25 protein-coding genes are annotated in these 24,675 nt (G+C 31.8%); 16 read left to right on the top strand and 9 right to left on the bottom strand.

The features are described from left to right. Positions 1–78: 78 nt before the first annotated feature. A complete protein-coding gene (locus BUE22_RS15420) occupies positions 79–708 on the bottom strand; it encodes a hypothetical protein (RefSeq protein ID WP_208611234.1) in 630 nt (209 codons plus the stop codon). 247 nt (positions 709–955) lie between these two features. Here BUE22_RS15420 and murB point away from each other — a divergent pair, with 247 nt between their 5' ends. The 7 genes from murB (at position 956) to BUE22_RS15380 (ending at position 7,017) form a co-directional block, all read left to right on the top strand. Next, positions 956–1,969: a UDP-N-acetylmuramate dehydrogenase gene (gene murB, locus BUE22_RS15415; protein ID WP_073396150.1), complete on the top strand. Its 1,014-nt coding sequence runs from the start codon at positions 956–958 to the stop codon at positions 1,967–1,969. Positions 1,970–2,504: 535 nt separating this feature from the next. Beyond that, complete coding sequence (locus BUE22_RS15405) at positions 2,505–2,960, top strand: GNAT family N-acetyltransferase (RefSeq protein WP_073396144.1); 456 nt, start codon at positions 2,505–2,507, stop codon at positions 2,958–2,960. A gap of 11 nt (positions 2,961–2,971) precedes the next feature. Beyond that, entirely contained in the window at positions 2,972–3,586 is a 615-nt protein-coding gene (locus BUE22_RS15400; protein ID WP_073396141.1) for an FMN-binding negative transcriptional regulator, read from the top strand. An 83-nt stretch (positions 3,587–3,669) separates the two neighbouring features. Next, a complete protein-coding gene (locus BUE22_RS15395) occupies positions 3,670–4,773 on the top strand; it encodes a glycosyltransferase (RefSeq protein WP_042566010.1) in 1,104 nt (367 codons plus the stop codon). Further along, the gene (locus tag BUE22_RS15390; protein WP_042566009.1) at positions 4,764–5,315 is read left to right on the top strand and encodes an RNA polymerase sigma factor; all 552 of its coding nucleotides are present in this window, start codon (positions 4,764–4,766) and stop codon (positions 5,313–5,315) included. Before BUE22_RS15395 ends, BUE22_RS15390 begins: the two co-directional genes overlap by 10 nt. Positions 5,316–5,472: 157 nt before the next feature. Beyond that, a complete protein-coding gene (locus BUE22_RS15385; protein WP_073396138.1) occupies positions 5,473–6,297 on the top strand; it encodes an energy transducer TonB in 825 nt (274 codons plus the stop codon). Positions 6,298–6,636: 339 nt separating this feature from the next. Beyond that, positions 6,637–7,017, top strand: a complete 381-nt coding sequence (locus BUE22_RS15380) for a PH domain-containing protein (RefSeq protein ID WP_042566006.1) — start codon at positions 6,637–6,639, stop codon at positions 7,015–7,017. Positions 7,018–7,084: 67 nt separating this feature from the next. On the opposite strand, the gene BUE22_RS15375 is transcribed toward BUE22_RS15380, so the two are convergent. Then, entirely contained in the window at positions 7,085–7,954 is an 870-nt protein-coding gene (locus BUE22_RS15375; protein WP_042566005.1) for a M48 family metalloprotease, read from the bottom strand. Positions 7,955–8,286: 332 nt separating this feature from the next. Between BUE22_RS15375 and lipA the strand changes: the two genes are divergently transcribed. From lipA to BUE22_RS15360, 3 genes are all read left to right on the top strand, one after another. Continuing rightward, positions 8,287–9,153 (top strand): lipoyl synthase, encoded by an 867-nt coding sequence (lipA, locus tag BUE22_RS15370; RefSeq protein WP_042566004.1) that lies wholly within the window; start codon positions 8,287–8,289, stop codon positions 9,151–9,153. A 91-nt stretch (positions 9,154–9,244) separates the two neighbouring features. Further along, complete coding sequence (gene gap / locus BUE22_RS15365; protein WP_073396136.1) at positions 9,245–10,243, top strand: type I glyceraldehyde-3-phosphate dehydrogenase; 999 nt, start codon at positions 9,245–9,247, stop codon at positions 10,241–10,243. A 25-nt stretch (positions 10,244–10,268) separates the two neighbouring features. After that, the gene (locus tag BUE22_RS15360) at positions 10,269–12,440 is read left to right on the top strand and encodes a tetratricopeptide repeat-containing hybrid sensor histidine kinase/response regulator (RefSeq protein ID WP_073396133.1); all 2,172 of its coding nucleotides are present in this window, start codon (positions 10,269–10,271) and stop codon (positions 12,438–12,440) included. Positions 12,441–12,464: 24 nt separating this feature from the next. Here the strand turns inward: BUE22_RS15360 and lpxK are convergent, their stop codons facing one another. Together lpxK and BUE22_RS15350 are read right to left on the bottom strand one after the other, a co-directional pair. Then, positions 12,465–13,496 (bottom strand): tetraacyldisaccharide 4'-kinase, encoded by a 1,032-nt coding sequence (lpxK, locus tag BUE22_RS15355; protein WP_073396130.1) that lies wholly within the window; start codon positions 13,494–13,496, stop codon positions 12,465–12,467. A 4-nt stretch (positions 13,497–13,500) separates the two neighbouring features. Next, positions 13,501–13,770 carry a DUF2683 family protein gene (locus BUE22_RS15350; protein WP_073396127.1) on the bottom strand — a complete coding sequence of 90 codons (270 nt, stop codon included), beginning with the start codon at positions 13,768–13,770 and terminating at the stop codon, positions 13,501–13,503. Positions 13,771–13,959: 189 nt separating this feature from the next. On the opposite strand from BUE22_RS15350, the gene BUE22_RS15345 reads away from it, so the two are divergent. The 3 genes from BUE22_RS15345 (at position 13,960) to BUE22_RS15335 (ending at position 16,868) form a co-directional block, all read left to right on the top strand. Further along, on the top strand, positions 13,960–15,054 hold the full coding sequence (locus BUE22_RS15345) for a Nif3-like dinuclear metal center hexameric protein (protein ID WP_073396124.1): 1,095 nt from the start codon (positions 13,960–13,962) through the stop codon (positions 15,052–15,054). Between the two features lie 3 nt (positions 15,055–15,057). After that, positions 15,058–15,837 carry a zinc ribbon domain-containing protein gene (locus tag BUE22_RS15340; protein WP_026982834.1) on the top strand — a complete coding sequence of 260 codons (780 nt, stop codon included), beginning with the start codon at positions 15,058–15,060 and terminating at the stop codon, positions 15,835–15,837. A 179-nt stretch (positions 15,838–16,016) separates the two neighbouring features. Then, entirely contained in the window at positions 16,017–16,868 is an 852-nt protein-coding gene (locus BUE22_RS15335; protein ID WP_073396716.1) for an alpha/beta fold hydrolase, read from the top strand. Between the two features lie 109 nt (positions 16,869–16,977). Here the strand turns inward: BUE22_RS15335 and BUE22_RS15330 are convergent, their stop codons facing one another. Continuing rightward, positions 16,978–17,658: an ArsR/SmtB family transcription factor gene (locus tag BUE22_RS15330; RefSeq protein WP_073396121.1), complete on the bottom strand. Its 681-nt coding sequence runs from the start codon at positions 17,656–17,658 to the stop codon at positions 16,978–16,980. A gap of 75 nt (positions 17,659–17,733) precedes the next feature. Here BUE22_RS15330 and BUE22_RS15325 point away from each other — a divergent pair, with 75 nt between their 5' ends. From BUE22_RS15325 to rluF, 3 genes are all read left to right on the top strand, one after another. Continuing rightward, on the top strand, positions 17,734–18,888 hold the full coding sequence (locus BUE22_RS15325) for a cytochrome P450 (protein WP_073396118.1): 1,155 nt from the start codon (positions 17,734–17,736) through the stop codon (positions 18,886–18,888). Positions 18,889–18,898: 10 nt separating this feature from the next. Next, entirely contained in the window at positions 18,899–19,243 is a 345-nt protein-coding gene (locus tag BUE22_RS15320; protein WP_073396115.1) for an antibiotic biosynthesis monooxygenase family protein, read from the top strand. A 196-nt stretch (positions 19,244–19,439) separates the two neighbouring features. Continuing rightward, a complete protein-coding gene (gene rluF / locus BUE22_RS15315; protein ID WP_073396112.1) occupies positions 19,440–20,252 on the top strand; it encodes a 23S rRNA pseudouridine(2604) synthase RluF in 813 nt (270 codons plus the stop codon). A 64-nt stretch (positions 20,253–20,316) separates the two neighbouring features. On the opposite strand, the gene BUE22_RS15310 is transcribed toward rluF, so the two are convergent. The 4 genes from BUE22_RS15310 to BUE22_RS15295 form a co-directional block, all read right to left on the bottom strand. Beyond that, on the bottom strand, positions 20,317–21,417 hold the full coding sequence (locus BUE22_RS15310) for a glycosyl hydrolase family 18 protein (RefSeq protein WP_073396109.1): 1,101 nt from the start codon (positions 21,415–21,417) through the stop codon (positions 20,317–20,319). 97 nt (positions 21,418–21,514) lie between these two features. Continuing rightward, positions 21,515–21,859: a mannan-binding lectin gene (locus BUE22_RS15305; protein WP_042565995.1), complete on the bottom strand. Its 345-nt coding sequence runs from the start codon at positions 21,857–21,859 to the stop codon at positions 21,515–21,517. Positions 21,860–22,181: 322 nt separating this feature from the next. Beyond that, positions 22,182–22,928 carry a LytR/AlgR family response regulator transcription factor gene (locus BUE22_RS15300; protein WP_073396106.1) on the bottom strand — a complete coding sequence of 249 codons (747 nt, stop codon included), beginning with the start codon at positions 22,926–22,928 and terminating at the stop codon, positions 22,182–22,184. Then, complete coding sequence (locus BUE22_RS15295) at positions 22,921–24,663, bottom strand: ATP-binding protein (RefSeq protein WP_073396103.1); 1,743 nt, start codon at positions 24,661–24,663, stop codon at positions 22,921–22,923. The genes BUE22_RS15300 and BUE22_RS15295 overlap by 8 nt, the downstream gene beginning before the upstream one ends. Positions 24,664–24,675 lie beyond the last annotated feature (12 nt).

Raw genomic sequence — 24,675 nt, 5'->3', positions numbered from 1 at the left:
AAGATTTACGCTATGAACGCTAAGCTAACTTTGCGTAAATCTTAGCGCTCTTTGCGGTTAAAACTACATTTTACTCAATCAACGAGGATATGCTAAAGAAACTTTTTGTTTGATGCTGTTATAAAGAACATAATGAAAATCCTCATCTTTACGCACAAGAAACAGTTCTCCGTATCCTTCTTTTTTTGAGTATACAATTTTGTAATCAGACAAACCAATCAACTTGTTGTCCAGATAATCTTTTACACTTTCCTGCGGAATATTTGCTTTTGCATTTACCCATGAATAATTATATGATTTCCAATTTTCATCAAAAGTCTTAAGCATTTCAGTATACAGCATTTTATCTTTATCATCTTGTAAATTCCCATTACTTTTAATTAATCGGATTGATTTTGAATCTTGATAGATATAAAAAATTCCTAAATCTACATTCGGTTCTTCTTCTGAATTATCCTCTTTACTATAACTACTATAAGAAATTCTATTTAGCATAAACCGAATATGAGTATCATCAATCAATATAAAACTTCCTGAAATATTCTTAAATATACCATTTCCACATTGAGGCAAATTTCTAATTAAAAAAGTCCCATCATGATTTAAAACAAACATATAACCCAAATGATATTTTCCCATCTTAACAATAGAATATTCTTCAAGGTCACGAACACCCATTAAATCATTAATTTGCCAAGTATCAAACATATTGATTTGAGCATTCACACTCATTGAAAAAAATAAACTGACTAAAAGAAGTACAACTCTATTTTTAAGAATTGATTTAGACATAATTATACTATTTTAATTATTTCAAACTTACAAAAAGAAAATATAGAAATCACAGAACTAAAGATTAACAAATTCTTTCCATTTTCAATGGATATTTCTTCAAAATCCAACTCAAATAAATTATAATCCTTACTTTTGAATCAGATTATAAAGCCTTTTATTTATGGAAATCCAATCCAATTTTTCTTTAAAAAACTACAATACTTTTGGCATCGAAGCCAAAGCCAGACAATTTGTTGCCGTTCATTCAGTTGATGAATTAAAAACCATTTTAGAAGAAAACAAAAATGAGAAAAAGTTTATTCTTGGCGGAGGAAGCAATATGCTTTTAACCAAGGATATTGATGCATTGGTGATTCACATTGACTTAAAAGGCAAAAAGATCGTTAAAGAAGATGATGATTTTGTTTGGGTCGAAAGTCAGGCTGGCGAAACATGGCATGATTTTGTACTTTATACCATTGAAAATAATTTTGGCGGTTTAGAAAACATGTCATTGATTCCGGGGAATGTCGGCACAACTCCGGTTCAGAATATTGGTGCATACGGAACTGAAATAAAGGACACTTTTGTTTCGTGCGAAGCCATGAATATTGAAACTCAGGAAATGAAAACCTTCACTAATCCTGAATGTAATTTTGGATATAGAGAAAGTATCTTTAAAAATGAAGTCAAAGACCAATATATTATTACATCGGTAATTTATAAACTAACAAAACGCAATCATAAAATCAATACTTCTTACGGAGATATTACCGCTGAATTAGCTAAAAATAATATCACAACTCCAACTTTAAAAGATGTGAGTAATGCGGTAATTGCCATCAGACAAAGCAAATTGCCTGATCCGAAAGAACTCGGAAACAGCGGAAGTTTCTTTAAAAACCCTATTTTACTGAAATCTGATTTCGAAAAAATTCACCAGAAATTTCCAGAAATGAAATATTATGAAGTTTCTGAAACTGAAGTAAAAGTTCCGGCTGGCTGGTTAATTGAGCAGGCTGGTTTTAAAGGAAAACGTTTTGGTGATGCCGGTGTACACAAAAATCAGGCTTTGGTTTTAGTAAATTATGGAAACGCAACTGGTCAGGAAATTTTAGCCGTTTCAAAAGATGTTCAAAAAACCGTTTTTGAAACATTCGGTATTCATATTGAGGCCGAAGTGAATGTTATCTAAAGCTGGATTTTATCCATTAATTTCTAAATGAAAAAACTTAACTTCAGAGTAATTCTATTTCAAATAATTGGAATAATTTTCCTTATTCACGGCATATTGCAATTAAGGTTTTATACCGTAGCCGAAAAATTTATTTGTGCCACAAATTATTTTCAAAATAAAAAATTAGAATGCTGGAATAGATTATTCCCTAAAAAAGAAGATGTTATTAGTTTTTGGCCGAGTATTTATATTTGGATATTTTTAGGTTTTTTGTTTGGGATTTTTATAGCTTCTTTCCTTAATTGGAGAAACAGATTTTCATCACTAAACACAATTTTAGTCGCAATAGTAATGTATATTATTATGAGATTTAAATTTTTTAGAAAAGGTACATTATCCCGTTTATTTGATTCTTTCATCTCCATATTTTCAGATGATTCTACCACCCAATTTATCGTTGGAGGAATTATTTTTACTTTAATTGGTGTTACAATTTTATGGTTAAGTGTGAAACCCAATTTATTTAATTCCGGAAAAGATATAATTTAAACTTATGACAGAAACCATTTCTATAAAAATCACAAATCCAAATGAAAAAGTTGCAGCAATTATAGACGAATTGTCTGCAAATCTTTATCTTCGTTTTGGAAGTGATGGGAAAAATTCTTTCACAGACTGGCAGCAAAATAATTCAAAATATGTTTTTGTTGTAGCTGAAATAAAAAATGAAATTGTGGGTTGCGGAGCGATTAGACCAATTTCTGAAACTGTTGGAGAAGTAAAAAGGATGTATTCTAAATATCCCCGAAAGAAAATTGGTAAAACAATTTTAGCTTTTTTAGAAGATATAGCCTCAAAAAGTGGTTATGAGGAATTAATTTTAGAAACGAGAATAAAAAATACTGAAGCTACACAGTTTTACGAAAAACAAAATTATAAAGTAATTCCAAATTACGGAAAATATAAAGATCGACCAGAAGCTATTTGTTTTGGAAAATCTTTAAAATAAAACTCACAAAGATGTATACACCAGACTTATACAAAAACGAAGACCCGGAATCAATCAGAACCTTTTTGAAAGAAAATAGTTTTGGAATCCTTATCAATCAGACTAATGGGAAATTATGCGCCACACATATTCCGATAGAACTTGAAATTAATGCTGATGGAAAAGAAATTCTGCAAGGACATATCTCAAAACTAAACCCGCAAGCTGAAGGTTTTGCCGAAAATGATCAGGTTTTGGCTGTTTTTTCAGGTCCGCACGGTTATATTTCTTCTTCCTGGTACGATCACGAAAATGTACCAACATGGAACTACATAGCCGTACATGTTTACGGGCGAATCAAAATTGTAGACGAAACAGCTACAATAGAACAACTTAAAAAATTAGTTGATAAATATGAGGCGGGTTCTGAAAATCCGGTTCGTGTTGAAGATTTATCAGCAAAAACAATGCGTGAGGCCAGAGGAATCTTTGGTTTTGAGATTGAAATTGATGAAATTCAGGCTACAAAAAAGCTATCACAAAACAGAGATGACCACAATTATAAAAATATAATTTCTGAATTAGAAAAAACTAAAAACCCTCAATCTGTCGCTCTTGCAGCCGAAATGTCAAAATGCCGAAAGTAAATAGCTTTTAATCATTGAAAATTAGGAATTCATAAGTACATTTGCATCGCAGATTCAAAAATTAAAAAGACAATTAAATTCAAATGCTTATATATATATTTTACTTTTTTATTGCTATAGTTATTATACAACTTTTTTATTATTTAGGTATTTTTGGAAAATTCGCTTTTAGCAAACCACAAAATATTAAGCAACAAAACATTCCTGTTTCAGTTATTGTTTGTGCAAAAAACGAAGAGGAGAATGTAAAAAAATACATTCCGTTATTAGCTGAGCAAAATTATCCTGACTTTGAAATTGTTTTAATCGACGATGCTTCAAGCGACGAAACGCTGGAAGTTTTTGAAGAGTTTGAAAAACAATATTCAAACATTCGTTTGGTTAAAGTGCAAAATAATGAAGCCTTTTGGGGCAACAAAAAATATGCTTTAACATTAGGAATCAAAGCTTCTAAAAAAGACTACTTATTATTTACTGACGCTGATTGTTATCCAACTTCAAAAGAATGGATTACAGCAATGACTTCACAATTTACCGAAGAAAAAACTATTATTTTAGGTTATGGAGGTTATGAAAAGGAACGTTCTTTATTGAATAAAATTATTCGATTTGAAACGGTTCTTACGGCAGTACAATATTTTTCATGGGCAAAAGCAGGATTACCATATATGGGAGTTGGCCGAAATTTAGCGTATAAAAAAGAAGAATTTTTTAATGTAAATGGCTTTATCGAACACATTCAGGTTCGTTCTGGCGATGATGATTTATTTGTAAATCAGGCAGCAAACAAAGCAAACACTACAATTGCTTATAATCCTGAAGGTTTTACTTATTCGAGACCTAAACAATCCTATAGCGAGTGGTTTATTCAAAAAAGAAGACACGTTACTACGGCAAATCATTACAAGTTTTTTGATAAAATTCAATTGTCATTATTTTACAGTTCACAATTATTTTTCTTCTTATTAGTTATAGTATTATTGTCTTTCCAATTTCAATGGATTGCTGTATTGGCTCTATTGGCGACACGTTATACAATTGCGTGGATCGTAATGGGATTTTCTGCCGGAAAATTAAGAGAAAGAGATCTTAAAATTTGGTTTCCTGTTGTAGAAATGGTGCTTATATTCACACAAATTAATATCTTTATAACTAATATCTTTTCAAAACCTGTACATTGGAAATAAATTCTAAAATAGAAAAAGCAAAAAAAGGCGATCAGATCGCCTTTACTTTTTTATTAGATTTTTATTGGAATGAAGTGTACAGTTTTATGTTAAAACGTACCGAAAACGAAACTACTGCAGAAGATATTACAATCGAAACTTTCTCAAAAGCTTTTGATAAAATTGGATCCTACAATTCTGAATTTCAATTTAATACCTGGTTAATTGCCATCGCAAAAAATGTCTATATTGATTTACTGCGAAAAAAGAAAACCAGTCTTTTTGTTGAAATTACAGATGCTGAAGATCAACAAGCCTACAACATTGCAGACACTACTCCATCTGCAGAAGATGCTCTGATAAAAGAGCAAAATCTATCACGTTTACTACAATGTATTAAAGAACTGAAACCACATTATCAGGAAGTAATTCAATTGCGTTACTTTCAGGAAATGACATATCAGGAAATTGCGCTCAAAATTAATGAGCCTTTAAGCAATGTAAAAGTGAAATTACTTCGAGCTAAAAAATTATTAGCAGAAATCATCGAACGTAATAGATAATTTATTATCTTTAGATAAAGAATAAAAAATCCTCTTATTTATTCTTAAAACATTATCAATTTAACAAACAAGTTCTTTAATTTTCCGTTCTTAGTTACACACTAATTCCATTTGGCTTATGATTTGATGTTTACTTAACCTTAAAATCCAATTAACTATGTCTAAATCCAGTATCTACGAATCCAAGTGGACCAATCTTGTTTTCGAAAACAAAAACAAAGAGTACGGAGCGTATCAATTGCGCCAGGAGAATCCCAAAACAACTATTACAGCACTTTTTATGGCACTGCTATTAATAGCAGGATTAGGAAGCGTATCGATGCTGATTAGTAAATTTAGAACGGTGCCTGTTGCAGGACCTGAAATTATTTGTTCACTCCCAATAACACCGGTAGATCTTAGTCCGATTGATGTGAAACCAGAGCCTCCTGCTCCAGTTACACCTGTTCAACAAACTGCTGCAGCATCGCCTGATGTACAATTGACTAATCCTGTTGTAGTAGCTACAGCTCAAGCAACACCAGATGTTATTGCACCTAACACACAGAATACTTCTGTAGTAGATAATGCTTCTACAGGAACAGGAACTTCTGCAAATGTGCTGCCATCAAATGGCAATGTTGGCGGAGATGCTGTTGAACCTGCAGATACAGGAAATTCGATTGTAAACACGGCTGTTTTAGACAAAATGCCAGAATTCCCAGGAGGAATGGCTAAGTTCTATACCTATGTGGGAAACAATTTTACAAGACCAGAATTAGATGCTGAAAGAACTTTAAAAGTTTATGTTTCTTTTGTAATCGAAAAAGACGGCTCAATAACTGATATCATGGTAAGAAATGACCCTGGTTATGGGGTTGGCAAAGAAGCTATTCGAGTTTTAAAATCATTAAAAACAAAATGGAGTCCGGGAATATTAAACGGTAAAGCGGTCCGAACTGCATATAATCTTCCAATTACAATAAAATCGGAAGTAGAATAAAAAACAAAAAGCAGAATTTAGGTTCTGCTTTTTTTATGGAATAAATCTCTCAATGTTTTTTTTTAGAATAAATTATTTCACGCAGATTTTAAAAAGATTTAAGCAGATATGTGCAGATAAATTTTATAACTATTTTTAATTAAAAAAATCTATTTAAATCTGTATAATCTGCATGAAACAAAAATTTGCATTTTCGAGATTTTGCGAGTAATTAAAACAGCATAAAACTTTCCTTTATTTTTCTTAATCTCTTAATGGTAAAAAAACGACATCTTTTTTTATTTTAATTACTTTTACAGTACAGAACAAATAATTCATTAAAATAAAAAATCAATAAAAATGGGAATATTTTCAGCACTTCTTGGCAACGCAGGTGCGGTTAGTCAGGAAGATTTAATTAAAAAATACGGTCAGCTTTTAACTGATAATGAAGAAGTAGAAATGGGTTTTAAGTTAATCCGCGACACTTTTATCTTTACAAATAAAAGATTAATCTTAGTTGATGTACAAGGAATTACAGGAAGCAAAACAGAATACAAATCAATCGCTTACAAAAGCATTACTCGTTTTAGTATTGAAACAGCAGGAACTTTTGATCTTGATGCTGAATTAAAAATTTGGGTTTCAAGTGAATTACAGCCTAGTATTGTAAAGCAATTTACTAAATCGGTAAATGTGTATGAAGTACAAAAAGTTTTGGCACATCATGTTTTAGGTTAATCCACAAATTAAAAAACCCGACAAATTTTAAAAAACTTGTCGGGTCTATTTTTATTACTTCAAAATATTATTTCTTTTTAGTTGTAGCTTTCTTTGTGGTTGTTTTCTTAGTCGTTGTAGCTTTAGCCGGAACTGTATTTACAATTTTTTGCTGTACATACGCTTTATACACACCATCTTTCTCAGCTCTGCTCTTAGCATCATCAGCTCTTTGTTTAGAATCCGGATGCGAACTCATCATTTTATCAATAAACGAAGCTTCTGTTCCTTCACTCATTTTAGCCAGAATTCTAAAAGCAGATTCTTCAGCATTTACATTGTAACCATTCTTTTTAAGGAAATTATACGAGAACAAATCAGCATCTGCTTCTTGCTTACGGCTAAATTTACTATCGATAATTGAGCTTCCTATTTTTCCTAACTGACTATCTGTAACACTTGCAACTGTTGTTGATTGAGAAGCTGCGGCATCCATTAAAGCCTCTTTTTTATAAGCTGCCTTAATTGCATCTCTGGAATCATTATTAGCAACGTGACCAATTTCGTGACCAATAACCGCCAATAATTCGTTGTCATCCATAATATCCATTAATCCAGAATATACACGAACGCTTCCATCTGCGGTAGCAAAAGCATTTACTTCTTTTAATTTATAGACTTTATAGTTTAAAGTATAACCTTCACCCGCTGTATGTTTTCCAAAAACTCTGTTAAGTCTTATAGCGTATCCATCTGTTGCTGGAGCGATTTCATGTTCTGCATCCATTTTATCCACTGCGGCTTTAGATAATGCTGCAGCATCGGCATTACTAAAGGTAAAACCCGTAACACCTTTTTGAACAGCACCTATTGCTTTTTCTCCAAAATTAATCTGCGCATTCATTTTAGTAAATCCGAAAGCAGCAAAAACTCCCATTACAATTAATTTCTTTTTCATGTTTTTTAATTATTACAATTTAACAACAAATGTACTATTAAGAAAATATCATTTTACCCTTTGCAAACATATTTTTTAACAAATAAAGGTATAATTTTTAAATGACTAAAATTCAACCTAATATCATAATTATTCATTTTATAGCCTTAAAAGAATAAAAAAGCACGGCATTAAATCGCTTCATCATTTTTTTAACGCAATATTTTAACACATTAGCCAAACAATTAGCAAAATGATTTTCTTAAAATCTCTAAAATACAATTTCAAATTAAACTATAAACGAATCTCCAAATAAACTACATTGCTTATCTTTGTCTTTTGAATTTTGATATATGGAAACAGTCATTGAAAATATACCAACCGTAAAACCTAAATGGTTGAAGGTAAAACTTCCAATTGGACAAAAATACACTGAACTACGTGGTTTAGTCGATAAATACAGCTTAAATACTATTTGTACTTCCGGAAGCTGCCCAAATATGGGTGAATGTTGGGGAGAAGGAACAGCAACTTTTATGATTTTAGGTAACGTTTGTACACGTTCATGCGGTTTTTGCGGTGTAAAAACCGGAAGACCTGAAACGGTAGACTGGGACGAACCTGAAAAAGTAGCCCGTTCTATAAAAATCATGAACATTAAACATGCCGTAATTACAAGTGTTGACAGAGATGATTTAAAAGATGGCGGATCCATTATCTGGATTGAAACTGTGAAAGCTATTCGCAGAATGAATCCAAATACTACTCTGGAGACTTTAATTCCGGATTTTCAGGGAATTGAAAGAAACATTGACAGAATTGTAGAAGCGAATCCTGAAGTGGTTTCGCATAATGTTGAAACCGTTCGCCGTTTAACACGCGAAGTACGTATTCAGGCCAAATATGATCGCAGCCTTGAAGTTTTGCGTTACTTAAAAGAAAAAGGAATCAACAGAACTAAATCTGGTATTATGCTGGGTCTTGGAGAAACTGAAGAAGAAGTTTTTCAAACCATGACTGATTTACGTAATGCAAATGTAGACGTTGTTACTATTGGCCAATACCTGCAGCCAAGTAAAAAACATTTACCTGTAAAAGAATTTATTACCCCGGATCAATTTGCTAAATATGAAAAATTTGGTTTAGAATTAGGTTTCCGTCACGTTGAAAGCGGCCCATTAGTTCGTTCTTCATACAAAGCACAAAAACACATTTTATAAAAAAGGTTATTTGTTTAACTGTTTATTCGTTTAATCGTCAAGATATTAAAACGAATAAACAGTTAAACGATTAAACAAATAAACGTAAATCTTGAAAACTAGAATTGCTATTAACGGTTTTGGAAGAATTGGCAGAAATTTATTTCGTCTTCTTTTAAACCACCCTGAAATTGAAGTTGTTGCGATCAATGACATTGCTGATAATAAAACCATGTCGCATTTAATAAAATACGACAGTATACATGGTGTTTTACCTTTCAAGGTAAGTCACGACGAAGAAAGCATTATTGTTGATGGAAAACATTTTTTATTTTTTCATGAAAAAAGCATTTCAAATTTAGACTGGAAAAGTCATAACATTGATTTCGTAGTAGAAGCAACAGGAAAATATAAAACGCACGAAGAATTAAATACGCATATTATTGCAGGCGCAAAAAGAGTAATTCTTTCGGCTCCATCAGAAGTTGACACTATAAAAACAGTAGTTTTAGGAGTAAATGACCATATTTTAGACGGAAGTGAACTTATCGTTTCAAATGCAAGCTGTACGACAAACAATGCCGCTCCGATGATAAAAATCATCGATGAATTGTGCGGAATCGAGCAAGCATACATAACAACGATACATTCTTACACCACCGACCAAAGTCTTCATGACCAGCCACATAAGGATTTACGCAGGGCCAGAGGTGCAAGTCAGTCAATTGTTCCAACAACTACAGGTGCAGCTAAGGCATTAACAAAAATTTTTCCTAAATTGCATGAGAAAATAGGTGGCTGTGGAATTCGTGTACCGGTTCCAGATGGTTCATTAACCGATATAACATTTAATGTAAAGCGCGCCGTAACTATTGAAGAGATTAACAAAGCATTCGAAAAAGCCTCAAATACAAATTTAAAAGGAATATTAGATTATACAGAAGATCCGATCGTTTCGGTTGATATAATTGGCAATACAAATTCGTGTTTATTCGATGCACAACTTACATCTGTAATTGATAAGATGGTAAAAGTTGTAGGTTGGTACGATAACGAAATTGGCTATTCATCACGATTAATTGATTTGATTTTACTGATGAGAAAAACATAAATTCATTGTAAAAGCATTGCAATACATGAAATACCACCTTTTAATTCTAATTAGTTTTTTTACTTCAATTTTGTATTCTCAAACTAAGCAGAATATAGATAGTATTTTCTATTACAACAAGTTAGCCAACACCAATCTAAAGGCTAAAAAATACGATCAGGCTATTTTCTTTACACAAAAATCCATAGATTTTTGCGAGACCAATCACAAATCTGAGGGTTTAGCCAACCAGACTTTTAAGCTTGGAAAAATTTACTACAATCAGCAAAAATTTGACGCAGCATTAAAAAACTTTCATAAAAGCGTTTCATTGTTTGATAACTTAAAACCAACTTGCACCGAAGCTTTGGCACTACATTATATTGGAGTAACCAATACTGCAAAAGGCAATCATAAAACGGCTGATATTTATTATAAAAAAGCCCATAAGCTACTTAAAAGATTAAATATTGTTGATAGTGCCGAAATTTTAAACTATCAAAAAGCGATGGCATTTAAAACCAGTAACGATTTAAAAGCCGCAACAAAAACCTTTCAGACAATAATCAAAAAACCTGACAATTCTTCTGTTTTAAAAACCAAAATCGATTCTTATTATCAGCTTGGTTTAATCGAGACCCAACTTAAACAAAACGACTCGGCAATTATTTATTACGACAATGCCCTGGAACTTAACTCAAAAACAACTGATTTGATTCAGAAGTCAAAAATTGTTTTAGCTATAAGTCAGTATTACAAACAAAACCGAAATTTTGATCTCGCCTATTCTTATCTGGACGAACATTATCAAATAGAAAACTATATTTTAAAGTTAAAAAATGCCAAAATTGATTTGAATGAATTCGAAAGATTCAAAAAAAATCAATCTTTAAACAATACTTTACAACGGGAAAGTGAAGAAAAAATTCAGTTAAAAACTTATCGCTATTCCAAGCTTGTCAGCATTTTGGCAATTGCCCTGATTTCTATTTTATCGCTTTTGAGTTTGGCTTTATATAAAAACAATATTATACGAAATCAGAATAATTTACTTTTAAAAGAAAAAAACAAAGAACTTATTCTGGCCAAAAACAAGGCAGAAAAAGCATCAAAAGCCAGATCTGAATTTTTATCTACTGTAAGTCACGAACTTAGAACACCACTAAACGCTATAAACGGAATCACACATTTACTTCTTGAAGATCATCCGAAGAAAAAGCAATTAAAATACCTTGAATCATTAAAATTCTCCGGAAATTATCTTACTACTTTTATCAATGAAATTCTGGAAATAAACAAAATAGATTCTACAAAAGTTGAAGTCGAACATATTAGTTTTAATTTAAAAGAATTACTTTTTAATATTCAGGGTTCTTTAAAAGAGTTGGCAACTGCCAACAAAAATTATTTTAATCTTGAAATAGACAAAGAAATTCCTGATAGCTTAATTGGCGATTCAACAAAAGTTTCTCAAATTATATTGAATTTAATTAATAACGCTTTAAAATTCACACAAAACGGAAACGTAAATGTGATTGCAAAATTATTTGATAAAAGTGAAGAGAATGCAACCATTTACTTTGAAATTGTCGATACCGGAATTGGTATTCCTGAAGATAAATTACAAACTGTTTTTGAAAGCTTCTCGCAAGGTTCTGTAGAAGTTAACCGAAAATATGGCGGAACCGGTTTGGGACTTACTATTGTAAAAAAACTTATTGAGCTTTTAGGCGGAGAAATTAAATTAAAAAGTGAAGTAGGTAAAGGTTCTACCTTTACTTTTAAACTAGATTTCAGCATTAACAATGAACCAATTGAAAAAGCTGAAGAAGTAAAATCATACAACGATAAACAACTAAAACACAAATCTATTTTATTGATTGAAGACAACAAAATCAATCAGATGATTACTCGAAAAATGCTCGAAAATAAAGCTATTTATTGCGAAATAATCGATAATGGCGAAGATGCCGTAGAGCTTTTAAAAGTAAAACATTTTGATATGATTTTAATGGATGTTCATCTGCCCGGAATCAACGGAACAACTGCCACCAAGCAAATTCGTGAATACGATAAAACAACTCCAATTATTGCATTAACAGCTATTTCACTTGACGAAAACAAGGACATGCTTTTAGCTTTTGGAATGAACGATGTCATTACAAAACCTTTTGTACCTGATGAATTTTACAGTACAATTGCTAAATTTTTCGATTAGTTTTTTTTTAAAGATTCTGAGAGGCTAAGATTCTAAGGTTATTAAACACTTGTCTAAGTATTCTAAAATCGTTGCATCAAAATTTTGTTTGTTATTGATGAACGTGCTTTTTATTGGTAAATAATACAACTGCGAAATCAGTTTTGAATCTTTTAAGCGAACATAATCTTTTTCTGTTGTAATGATCTTTTTGTTTTGAGCTTTATTCTGAATCATTTCTAAATCTTTTTCAGAAAAATGATGATGGTCGGGAAAAGTCAGACATTCGTCGTTTTCGTTTTTTAAGTAATCAAAAAATGGAGTTGGTTTTGCAATTCCGGCCAAAAGTAATTTTGACTCATTTCTAATTTCATTTACAGCAATCTTTTCGTCTTTACCATAGATTGCGTCATCATAATCTATAAAAGTAAAATACAATTGCTGGGAACTGCTTAGTTTTAATTTTTTCCAGATTTCACTTTGCTTTTCGTCAGATAAATTCTTCGGGCATTTTGTTACAATGACAATTTTGGCACGACTGGCCCCGCTCCTGCTTTCACGTAAATTCCCGGTTGGCAGCATAAAATCATCCGCGTACAAATCATCATAGGAAGTTAGTAAAATATAAAAACCAGCTTTTACTTTTCGATGTTGATAAGCATCATCCAGTAAAATTATTTGAGGTTTTATTTTTTGAGAAAGCAATTGTGTAATTCCGTTGGTTCTGTTTGCATCAACAGCAACCTGAACATTGGGGAATTTTTGATAAAACTGAAAAGGTTCATCACCCAATATTTCGGCATTTGAAGTAGCATCTGCCAAAACAAAACCTTCCGATTTACGTTTATAACCACGGCTTAAAGTGGCAATTTTATATTTATCAGATAATAATCGAATTAAATATTCAATTTGAGGAGTTTTTCCTGTTCCGCCAACACTCAAATTTCCAACGGCAATAACGGGAATATCAAATGAAGTTGATTTCAGAATTCCTTTATCAAAAAGAAAATTCCTGATGGAAGTAATGAATCCGTATAAAACGGCGAAAGGAAAAAGTAATATTCGAAGTAATTTCATAAAGTTATTTATCAGAATAATGTCCCGTTTCAGAAATTAAACTTCCCCATATATTTTTTGGATCGACTTCTTTATAATCACCTCTTTTAGCTGATTCTAAAACGATTTTTACAAATTCAGAATTGTAAACACTATCTTTTTTAATAAGTTTATTAGAATTTATTTCTACAATTTCGACACCAACAACCCCGTTATTAATGACGTCGGACAAAATTGCCATGAAAGCTTTTCCTGCTTTTGTACGCTCATTAATTTTCATTGTAACTGTAGTCATGCTAAGTATTTTTTTGAAATACAAATATAAGAAATGTAAATCATTGATTTAAATAATTTAAATTAGACACCGATCAATTTAAACAAGTTGTAGATTTACGAAGTACTTTTTTTTCGTTAATTTGTTCAAGTTTCAGATTATCGAAAAAACCTGAAACCTAAAACTTTGAAACTTGAAACAAAAATTCAAATGAAAATCAAAAATATAATAGAAGTTCTTGAAGAAATGGCTCCTTTGGCTTACGCCGAAGATTTTGATAATGTCGGGCTTTTGGTTGGAAATTCTGAAACTGAAAGTACAGGAGTTTTAGTTTGTCATGATGCTTTGGAAAATGTAATCGAAGAAGCTATTGCTAAAAATTGCAATTTGGTTGTTTGTTTTCACCCAATTTTATTCTCCGGAATTAAAAAGATTACAGGTAAAAATTATGTGGAGCGTGCCATTTTAAAAGCAATCAAAAACGATATTGCAATTTATGCTGTTCACACCGCTCTTGACAATCATTCACAAGGCGTTAATAAAATTTTCTGTGATGCCTTGGGATTGATAAATACAAAGGTTTTGATTCCGAAACAAAATTTCATTCAAAAATTAGTTACTTACACAACTCCCGAAAACTCAGACAAAGTTCGAAATGCAATGTTTGAAGCTGGTGCAGGAACTATTGGTAATTATGATAACTGCAGTTTTAATACCGAAGGTTTTTTTACTTTTCAAGGAAATGAAGACAGTAATCCCGTAATTGGAGAAAGAGGAAAATTACATACCGGAACAGAAATAAAAATCGAAGTTATTTTTGAAAAACACTTGCAATCCAGAATTTTAAAAGCATTATTTGCCAATCATATTTACGAAGAAGTTGCTTATGAAGTTTACGATCTTCAAAATTCGCATCAAAATATTGGCCTGGGAATGATTGGTGAATTTGAAACTGAAATGGATGAAAAAGAGTTTTTAAAATTCGTAAAAGATAAAATGCTTGCCGATGGAATTCGCCATTCTGACTTTTTAGACAAGAAAATCAGGAAAGTTGCCGTTTTGGGAGGCTCAGGAAGTTTTGCCATTAAAAATGCAATTATGGCCGGAGCCGATGCTTTTTTGACTGCCGATTTAAAATACCATCAGTTTTATGAAGCCGAAAACAAGTTACTTTTAGCCGATATTGGTCATTTTGAGAGCGAACGCTATACAAAAAACTATATTGTTGATTATCTTCGAAAAAAAATCCTTAATTTTGCAATCATTTTATCAGAAGAAAATACAAATCCAGTTAAGTACTTATAGAATATGGCGAATACGAAAGAATTAAGTGTTGAGGACAAGTTAAGAGCAATATACGATTTACAGCTTATTGACTCTAGAATTGACGAAATCAGAAACGTAAGAGGAGAACTTCCTTTAGAAGTGGAAGATTTAGAAGATGAAGTTGCAGGTTTGAGCACTCGTTCAGAGAAACTGAAAAGTGAACTTGAGGTTATTGAAGATCTTATCAAAGCTAAGAAAAATGCTATTGATGAGCATAAAGAGGTTATCAAAAAATACACAAAACAACAAGAATCAGTTCGTAATAACAGAGAATTTAATTCTTTGACAAAAGAGGTTGAATTTCAAGAATTAGAAATTCAATTGGCTGAAAAGCAAATCAAAGAAATGAAAGCTTCTATCGAACATAAAAAAGAAGTTATTTCTAATTTAAAAGAAAAACTTGACGCTAAAAGTTCGCATTTAAAACATAAAAAATCTGAATTGGATGCAATTATGTCTGAAACTCAAAAAGAAGAAATCTTCTTATCTGAGAAATCTGCTGAATTTTCAGGTCAAATTGAAGAAAGATTATTAGCAGCTTACAACAGAATCAGAAGTAGTGTTCGTAATGGTTTAGCGGTTGTTTCTATCGAAAGAGGAGCTTCTGCAGGATCATTCTTTACAATTCCGCCTCAAACTCAGGTAGAAATTGCTTCAAGAAAGAAAATCATCACTGATGAGCACTCTGGAAGAATTTTGGTTGACAGCGCATTAGCTGAAGAAGAAAAGGAAAAAATGGAACAATTGTTCTCTAAATTCTAAATAATAAGATCCCGATTAAATCGGGATTTTTTTTGCATAAAATTTTTCGCCACGAATTTCACTAATTTCACTAATTTTTATCTACTAAGAATAAAAAATCGTGCTAAATTTGTGAAATTCGTGGCGATACTTTTTGATCAGGTTTCGAATAATTATATTTTATCATTAAACTATTGGTTTTGGGAATTAAAAAAGGAATTCGCTTCATTACATTGAAATCAGTTGGGCAATATATTAACTTCCTGAGTTATGTGCGTCCGCAAAAAGCTGTAGAACTTTCATATGCACTTTTTAGTCAGCCAAGAATAGGCAGATTACAAAAAGATACTTTACCCAAAGTTTTAAAAAATACAGAAACAGAAACGTTTCACCATAACGAACATCATTTTCAAACTTATATCTGGAAAGGAAATGAAACCAAAATCCTTTTGGTTCACGGATGGGAAAGCAATGCTTCGCGTTGGAAAAAAACGTTACCTCATCTTCAAAAATCAGGAAGTACTATTATCGCCATAGACGCTCCGGCACACGGACAAAGCAGCGGAAAGGAATTTAATGTTCCGCTTTATGCTGAATTTATCAATAAGACTGTCGAAAAATACCAACCAGAAATTATTATTGGTCATTCTATTGGCGGTGCGGCTTGTGTATACCATCAATATTTGTTTCCGAATACCAGCATTAACAAAATGGTGATTTTAGGAGCGCCATCAGATTTAAAAACTTTGATTGATAATTATGTTTCGATGTTAAGTCTGAATACTAAAATGTTTTCACTTTTAGAAAGCAAATTCATGAATCGCTTCAACTTTAAACTCGAAGATTTCTCCGGACAAAGATTCGCTTCAGAATTTAATGTTTCCGGGTTAATTGCGCACGATACATCAGATAAAATTGTTGCTTTTGAAGAAGGTAAAAAAATAGCCAGTAACTGGAAAAACAGTCAATTTATAGAAACCAAAGGTCTAGGCCACGGTATGCATGATGATGAATTGTATGAGAAAGTTATTGCATTTTTGTTTTCTTCTTAAGGTTCAAAGGTGCAGAGCTTCAAAGGGACAAAGGTTTTTAATTAAGTTTTCAGGTAAATGACAAACTTTATTATAAATATAAGTCTAAAAATCTAACAATCTAAAAAGTCTAAACAACAATCTTAAAATACTTTAACAACTCCTTTTCTCCTTTTCCGGTAATAATTATGGCTCTTGAATTTTTAGTTTTTCTGAGCCAGTCTTCGGTTATCATTTTATTTAAAAGCAGCGCACCAATTGAACCTGCCAAATGATTTCGCCTTTCGCTCCAGTCCAGGCAAGGTTTTAAAAATATTCTTTTTTGTTTTTGGGCTTCTTCTATATTAATTCCAAAATCAGAAAACCATTTTTCGCCTTCAGAACTAATTTGAAAAGTATCGTTCGTGTTCAGAATTATTTTTTGTTCTAATAAACTATCGGTCAAAGCAACGCCGATTTTTCCAGCCAAATGATCGTAGCAGGTTCTGCAATATTTTATGGGAGGATAAGTGTCCTTTTCTTTCTTTAATCGAATTTCTGGTTTAGGAATAAGATTTGCCATTGCTTCTATAGCGTAAGCTACTTCTTTATTTGAAAATCTGTAATATTTATGACGACCTTGCTTTTCTACAGAAAGCAAATCTCCTTCTAAAAGTTTGGTCAAATGCATACTTATATTTTGTGGAGAAGTATTGGCCACTATGGCAAGTTCTGTTGCTGTAAAAGCTCTTCCGTCGAGCAATGTCCACATTATTGCCGCACGTGTCGGGTCGCCAATTAAGGTCGCTGTTTTTATAAATTGATCTTCCATATAGATTTCATAGTTAAATACAAACTGAAGTATTCGCTTGTAAAGTTAAATAACTTTGCTAAAAACAAATCAAATATGTCTTCTAGTTTATTCTTTCAATCTGATGTTAAAGATCCGTATTCTATTTATAAATTAATGTTGGATAAAAATCCGGTTTATTGGGATGAAACCAATCAAAACTGGGTAATTTACTCTTACGAATATTGTGTTGAGATTTTAAAGAATTCTCAAGTTGAAATTCCGATTGTAAATCCGAATAATGAACACAACCTAAATGATTCTGCTTTACAAATCCTGAATAATCTAACTCGTTTATCAAACGGTATTCAACATGAAATTACGCGTGAAATTGCTATGTTGGTGTTTTCAAACCTGAAATCTATTGCGATTGATCAAATTATTTCTCAATTAATTCAAAAGGATTTAAGCGATAACAAAATTGATTGGGTAAATTCTGTTTGCAAAAAATTACCCATTCTTAGTGTTTTAAAAAGTTTTGGTTTTGAAGAAATAGATTGTGATTTTATTATTGAAAAAATAGATTCGTTCAGCAAAATAATGCTTCCAAAAAAGACGGAGGAACAAGTAAAGTTAATTAATGAAAATGCAGAAAAATTATACTCCATTATAGAAAAACATCTTTCTTTATTACCGTTTTACAAGTCTTTATTAATCAAAATTTCAGAAAAACACAGCATTATTGCTGAAGAAATTACTGCAATGCTAATTAGTAATTTCATTGGTTTATGCATTCAAAGTTATGATGCCGGGCGCGGAATCCTGAGTAATTCTTTATTACACATTTTTCAGAATAAAACTTTTTCAAATAAAACAGAAATAGAAAAATCGGTGATAGAAACTTTGCGATTTGACCCGCCAATTCATAATACAAGAAGAATTTCGATCGAAGATTTTTATATCGGCGAAAGCCAAATTAAAAAAAATGATTCGATATTGATTGTTCTGGCTTCGGCAAATCGTGATTCTCAGAAATTCGAAAATGCAATGGATTTTAGTATTGAAAGATTTAATAATCATGAAAACCTGACTTTTGGAATTGGCGGACATATGTGCCTGGCTAAATATTTTTCTATCAATTTAGCAACAGAAGCTTTATCTTATTTAGTAAATGAGTACAAAACGATTGCATTATTAGAAAATAAGATTGAATATGAACCTTTAATCAATGCCAGATTGCCAAAAAATATCTGGATTAGAATAAATAACTAAAACACAAAATATGATAGCTGTAATTTTTGAAGTAGTTCCCAATGAAGGAAAAAAAGAGGAATATCTTGACATCGCTGCCAATTTAAAACCTGAATTAAGTCATATTGATGGATTTATTTCGATCGAGCGTTTTCAAAGTTTTACTGATCCCAAAAAAGTTTTGTCTTTATCATTTTGGAGAGATGAAGAGAGTATTCAACAATGGAGAAATCTTGAAATGCATCGTTATGCCCAAGCAAAAGGAAGAAATGAAATTTTTAAAGATTACCATTTGAGAATCGCACATGTTGTTCGTGATTACGGAATGTTTGACAGAAAAGAAACACCTCAGGATAGCTCTGAGTTTCATTCTTGAGAAAGGTTCAAAGCTGCAGAGGCTCAAAGAGGCAAAGGTTTTCTTTTAAGGTTCTGAGATTCTAAGGTGCTAAGGTTTATTCTCTTTGATTAAAAAACTAATCTTAATTCTGAGAAATGTGTAAATTCTAAGAAGTCCAACAATCTAAAATCTAAATTCTAAAGTCTAAAATTGAATTTTTCCTTACTTTTGCAAGATGGAAGAGAATTTAAAACGTCTAAATAAATTTATTGGTGAAACAGGTTATTGTTCCCGTCGTGAAGCCGATAAATTAATTGAAGAAGGACGTGTAACAATAAATGGCGTTGTGCCGGAAATGGGAACCAAAGTTTCGCCAGATGATGAAGTACGCATTGATGGAAAATTGATTGTTGAGAAACATGAAAAAATGGTTTATCTGGCATTTAACAAACCCACCGGAATTGAATGCACGACCAATTTAGAAGTTCGAAATAATATTGTGGATTATATTAATTATCCTAAACGTATTTTTCCGATTGGAAGATTGGATAAAGCCAGTGAAGGATTAATTTTTATGACGAATGATGGTGACATCGTAAACAAGATTTTGCGCGCCAGAAATAATCACGAAAAAGAATATACGGTTACGGTAAACAAACCTATTACGGATCGTTTTATTGAGCGAATGGGAAATGGTGTTCCGATTCTGGATACTGTTACACGAAAATGTAAGGTAGAGCAGATTAGTAAATACACATTTAAAATTATCCTGACGCAGGGATTAAATCGTCAGATTCGTAGAATGTGTGAATATTTGGGCTATGATGTAACGGCTTTAAAACGTATCAGAATTATTAATATTTCATTAGATATTCCGGTTGGCCGTTATCGCGATTTAACCGATGCAGAAATTAAAGAATTAAATCGTTTAATTGAACCTTCGAGCAAAACTGAGGAAGCAAGTCTACCAAAAGAAGAAGCCCCAAGACGAAGAACAGAATTTATATCCAAACACGATCCCCGATTTAAGAAAAAAGGAGATTATTAGTTTTAGAATTTCATATAAAACCCCGAATAATTCGGGGTTTTGTTTTTGATTACCGGAAAGTAAATTACGGGCAATTTGGTGTTTTGTTCCAGTTCCCTGCTCCGTTCCAGTCATTTACAAGATCTCCTAATAAATCAATATTAGACTGCTGCTGAAAAGCATACACCATAACACCTTCATAGCCATTTTCTTTTAACCAGGAAACATCTTGTGAGGGAGAAGATGTGTGTGAAGGCTGTCCTGACCAAAAACCGCAAACAAGCGTATTTTTTGCCATGCCAAAAGTGGTATAAACAGGAAGACGATCTTTTGGTTTTCCACCATAACCCATTTCCCAGCCATAAGTCAGGTTATCTGCCAGTGTTCTGTTTTGATATTTTGGCGTAAAATAGGCAAAATCATCCCATAAAGCTTTTGAAATAATTTTATCGGGCATAATTTCCTGCATTTTTGTAGTAACCGTCACTAACGAAGACGGATTTGGTTCCGGATTATCGCTATACTCATCATCAATATCTATTCCGTCTAAACCTATTCTGTCTACCACTTCTTTTAATTGCTGGGCAAAATTGACTGCTGTTGCTTCATCTGGAAACTCAGACCAACCTGTTCCATCATGATTGTTTAATACAGAAAGTAATACTGTAATTCCTTTATTTTGCAATTTTTGAATATCTGCAGCTGTAAGTGCCGCATAATCTGAAGTTCCTACTATATATGGATATCCGGCAGGAACTTGTGTTTTTGGAGCCAATTCTACCTGTCCTTGCGGAAAAGGTTTTTTATTAATATTTGCCGAAAAAAGACAAACAACATCAACTGCTGCACTACCATCTGCCATAGTGTAGCAACCCGGTGTTTGCAATTTTTCTATGCTTACATATGCAACAGACATTCCTGTTTTTTCGTATGAATCACATTGAGGTGCGCTACCGTACCAAGGTTCACCACTAAAGAATACGGCATCTCCGGGGTTGAAAATCCCCTTATCTCCTAAAGTTTCAAGAACCATATATTCTCTACAAAAGAAAAAGAAACTAATATCAGGATTTTTCAAAGCGATACGTTTGGCTTGTTCAGGCGAGCAATTTGGAACTCTTTTGATTAAAGTATTCCAATTGGCACCTTTAAACATTGCCACATTTGGTTTTTTTATCCAGGCCATTTTATAAATTTTTAAATTATTTTTGGTTAAACAAAAAAACTAGAAATACAATAGAAGCATTTCTAGTTTTATTTACTCAAAATGAGTGTAATTGAGATTAGAATGTATATTTAATCTCAATTACACTCATTTGCCCTTCTACAATTGTAGACCATTGTCCTGTAAATTCAGCACCATATGATGCAGCAATTACAGATCCTACTTTTTGAGCTTCATCATTACTCCATAACGGACCAGCCAAAACGTTGGTTTTGTATTCGTTTTTACCTCCGTTTTTAACGTTTAGTTCTAATTCAACTACACTCATTTGACTGTCTACAACAGTATTCCATTGTCCTGTCCATTTTCCTTGGTGTGCAGCTGCTACTAAAGGAGCTTTTTCGTTTGCGTCTTGTTGGCTCCAAATTGGGCCTGCCGGGATATTCACTTTAAATGTTGCCATGATATTAAATTTTAATTTATTGATTTGTTTGTTCCTACTCTTTTGGCTTTTCAGATACTCCTCGTTTTTTAGGTGGTTACAGAACTCCACTTTTACAAATGATTAATTTGTAATTAACTGATTACTAGTAATGAAAATCAAACACGCTAGCTTTATTTAATTTCTGTAGTAAAAGTATTGCAGAACTTTATCTGACATCGCAAATATGTTACAAGATTGATAATCAATGTCATAAAAAACAAAAACCGAGGTATGGGAGCAAAAAAAAACCTTCGCATCTACGAAGGTTTTTTCATTGTAAATCAGTAATTTAAATAATTTATTACTTTAAGATTCTGAAGTTTTTCACGAAATCTTTGTATTTATCACTTAAGGTAACTTTGTGATTACCTTTTAAGATAACCAAATTATCATTGACTATTATTTCTTCTATTTTACTTATGTTCACGATATAATTACGATGTGTTTGGCAAAATTTAGCCGGATCTAAAAGATGGATGATTTTAGTCAATGAAATTAGAATTACAAATTTTTCAACATCTGTAATAATATTACAATAGCGATCTTCGACCTCGATGTAAACAATATCTTCAATTTTGACTTTCTTTAAAGATTTATTTTTTTTGATAAAAAGTGTATCGTTACTTATTACGGTATTCTGATCTTCACTGTGAAAAACATTCGTCTGTTCGTAAAATTTTTCGACAGCCATTTCCAGCGCATACAAAATCTCAAGTTCATTAAACGGTTTCATTAAAAAACTAAAAGGTCTTGTCAATTTTGCTCTTTCAAAAATTTGACGGTCTTTTGAACTCGTTAAAAAAACAAAAGGCTTTACACCGTTTGGAACGATATTTATAGTTTCTGCAAAAGTAATTCCGTCTGGTTTTCCATCTAGGAAAACATCAATAACAACAATATCAACCGTGTTTTGGTAAAACATGGTGAGCGCGTCCTGATAAGTCCGTGCAATTCCCACAATGTTATAATTATTTTCGGTAAGTACTTTTACAAGTGCATCACTTTCTGCAACAGTATCTTCTATGATGAGGACATTAATATTATCCATGATTTTTAAACTTTGGCAATATTATAATCATTTTTGTTCCAACATTTTCTTCACTTTCTATTTCGAGTTTTCCGCCATTTTTACGAATCAGGCTTTTGCATAACTGCATTCCTAATCCGGTACCTATTATGTCGTCATTTTTCTTTTTCGAAAGCAAAAGTGTTTCTTTTAATAATTCTTGTCGCGTTGTTTCATTCATTCCCAATCCGGTATCTTCGATCACTAAATAACAAAATTCTTCTGATGAAGGTCTGGAATAAATCGAAATTGTACCGTTTTCTTTTGAAAATTTAATCGCATTATCTAACATGTTTCGAATAATTATTTTAAGCGAATCCATATCTGCAAAAACGTAATCTGTTTTTGAAACATCGCTTTTAAAATTGAGGTTTGCGTTTAACATCAATGGTTTATAATTGTATTCTACATGCTGTACAATGGTAGCCAAATGCAATGATTCCTGATAAAAATAAGCCTGTTTGGTTTGCAATAAAGCCCAATTAAGCAAGTTATCCAGCAAATTATAAGCTCCATTTGCAATTGTACTATTGTTATGCAGCAAAACATCGAGTTCTGTAAAATTTTTATTTTCCAGATTCTCCATCAATTTACCGTTGCTTGTTTTTAGTGCGTTTACTGATGATCGCAAATCGTGGCTAACAATAGAAAATAGTTTATCTTTTGTGGCATTTAATTCGTCCAGCTCATTTTTCTGAGCGAGAATGATTCTATTGTTTCTAATTTTCTGTCTGTAAAAATAAACTCCGGTTCCAAACAAAATTAAAAGCAAAACCGAAGAAATGAGAAACCCATTTCTTTCGGCAATTTTTGCTTTATTTTCAGCTGCAAGAACATCTACTTCTTTTTGTTTTTGTTTTACAGCAAACTTCTTTTCTACTTGGGCAACAGCCCAAACTTTATTTTGATCGTTTAAGGAATCCTTCCATGTTTCGTATTCTTTTCTGTAAACTAATGCTAATGGAAAATTTTTTCTATTTTCCTCAACTGCCGCCATATTTAAAGTAGCAACTCTTTTAAGCTCAAATGATTTTACTTTTTTTGATAAATGATACGCTTTCTCAAAATAAGGAATAGCCTGATTATCCTTATATTGTTCATAATACAGATTAGCAAGATCAATATAAGATCCAATAAGTAATAATGTATCTTTTTCTATCTCTTGTAATTTTGAACTTTTGAATAAATATATCTCTGCTTTATCAATTTTTTTAAGATGTAAATAACACAATCCAATATTATGTAAAACGATACTATTTATTATATCATAGCTATCCTTATCAGATAACTTTTCTATCTGTTGAAAATAAAACAAAGCTTTTTTAAAATCCTTTTGCTCTAATGCAATTTCACCAAGATTATTTTTTACTTTATAATTGAATTGAAAAGCTATAGAGACCTTTCCAAATTCATTTTTTGATTCATTTATAAGTTTTTTTTCTTTAAAACTTATCCCTCTAAAATAATGACAATAATCTAAAAGCTTAATGTTTTTGGTTAAAGCAATTTGTCTCATAGAATAAACCAGAGTTGAATCCCAGTTTTTTTCCAAAAAAGAAGATGCTGCTTTATTAAAATTAACCTCCTCTTTAAATCTAATTACCGTGGCTTTTATTTCATTCCTAAACAAATTATTTTCATGAATATTTTCTTGTGAGAAGATAAAAAATGAATTAAACAACAATGAAAAAAATAATAATAATTTAATATTAAGCATTTTTTATATATA

The sequence above is a fragment of the Flavobacterium pectinovorum genome (assembly GCF_900142715.1).
Taxonomy (GTDB): Bacteria; Bacteroidota; Bacteroidia; order Flavobacteriales; family Flavobacteriaceae; genus Flavobacterium; species Flavobacterium pectinovorum.
Note: the sequence above shows the minus strand (reverse complement) of the source record. Positions and strands in the feature narration are given on the sequence as shown.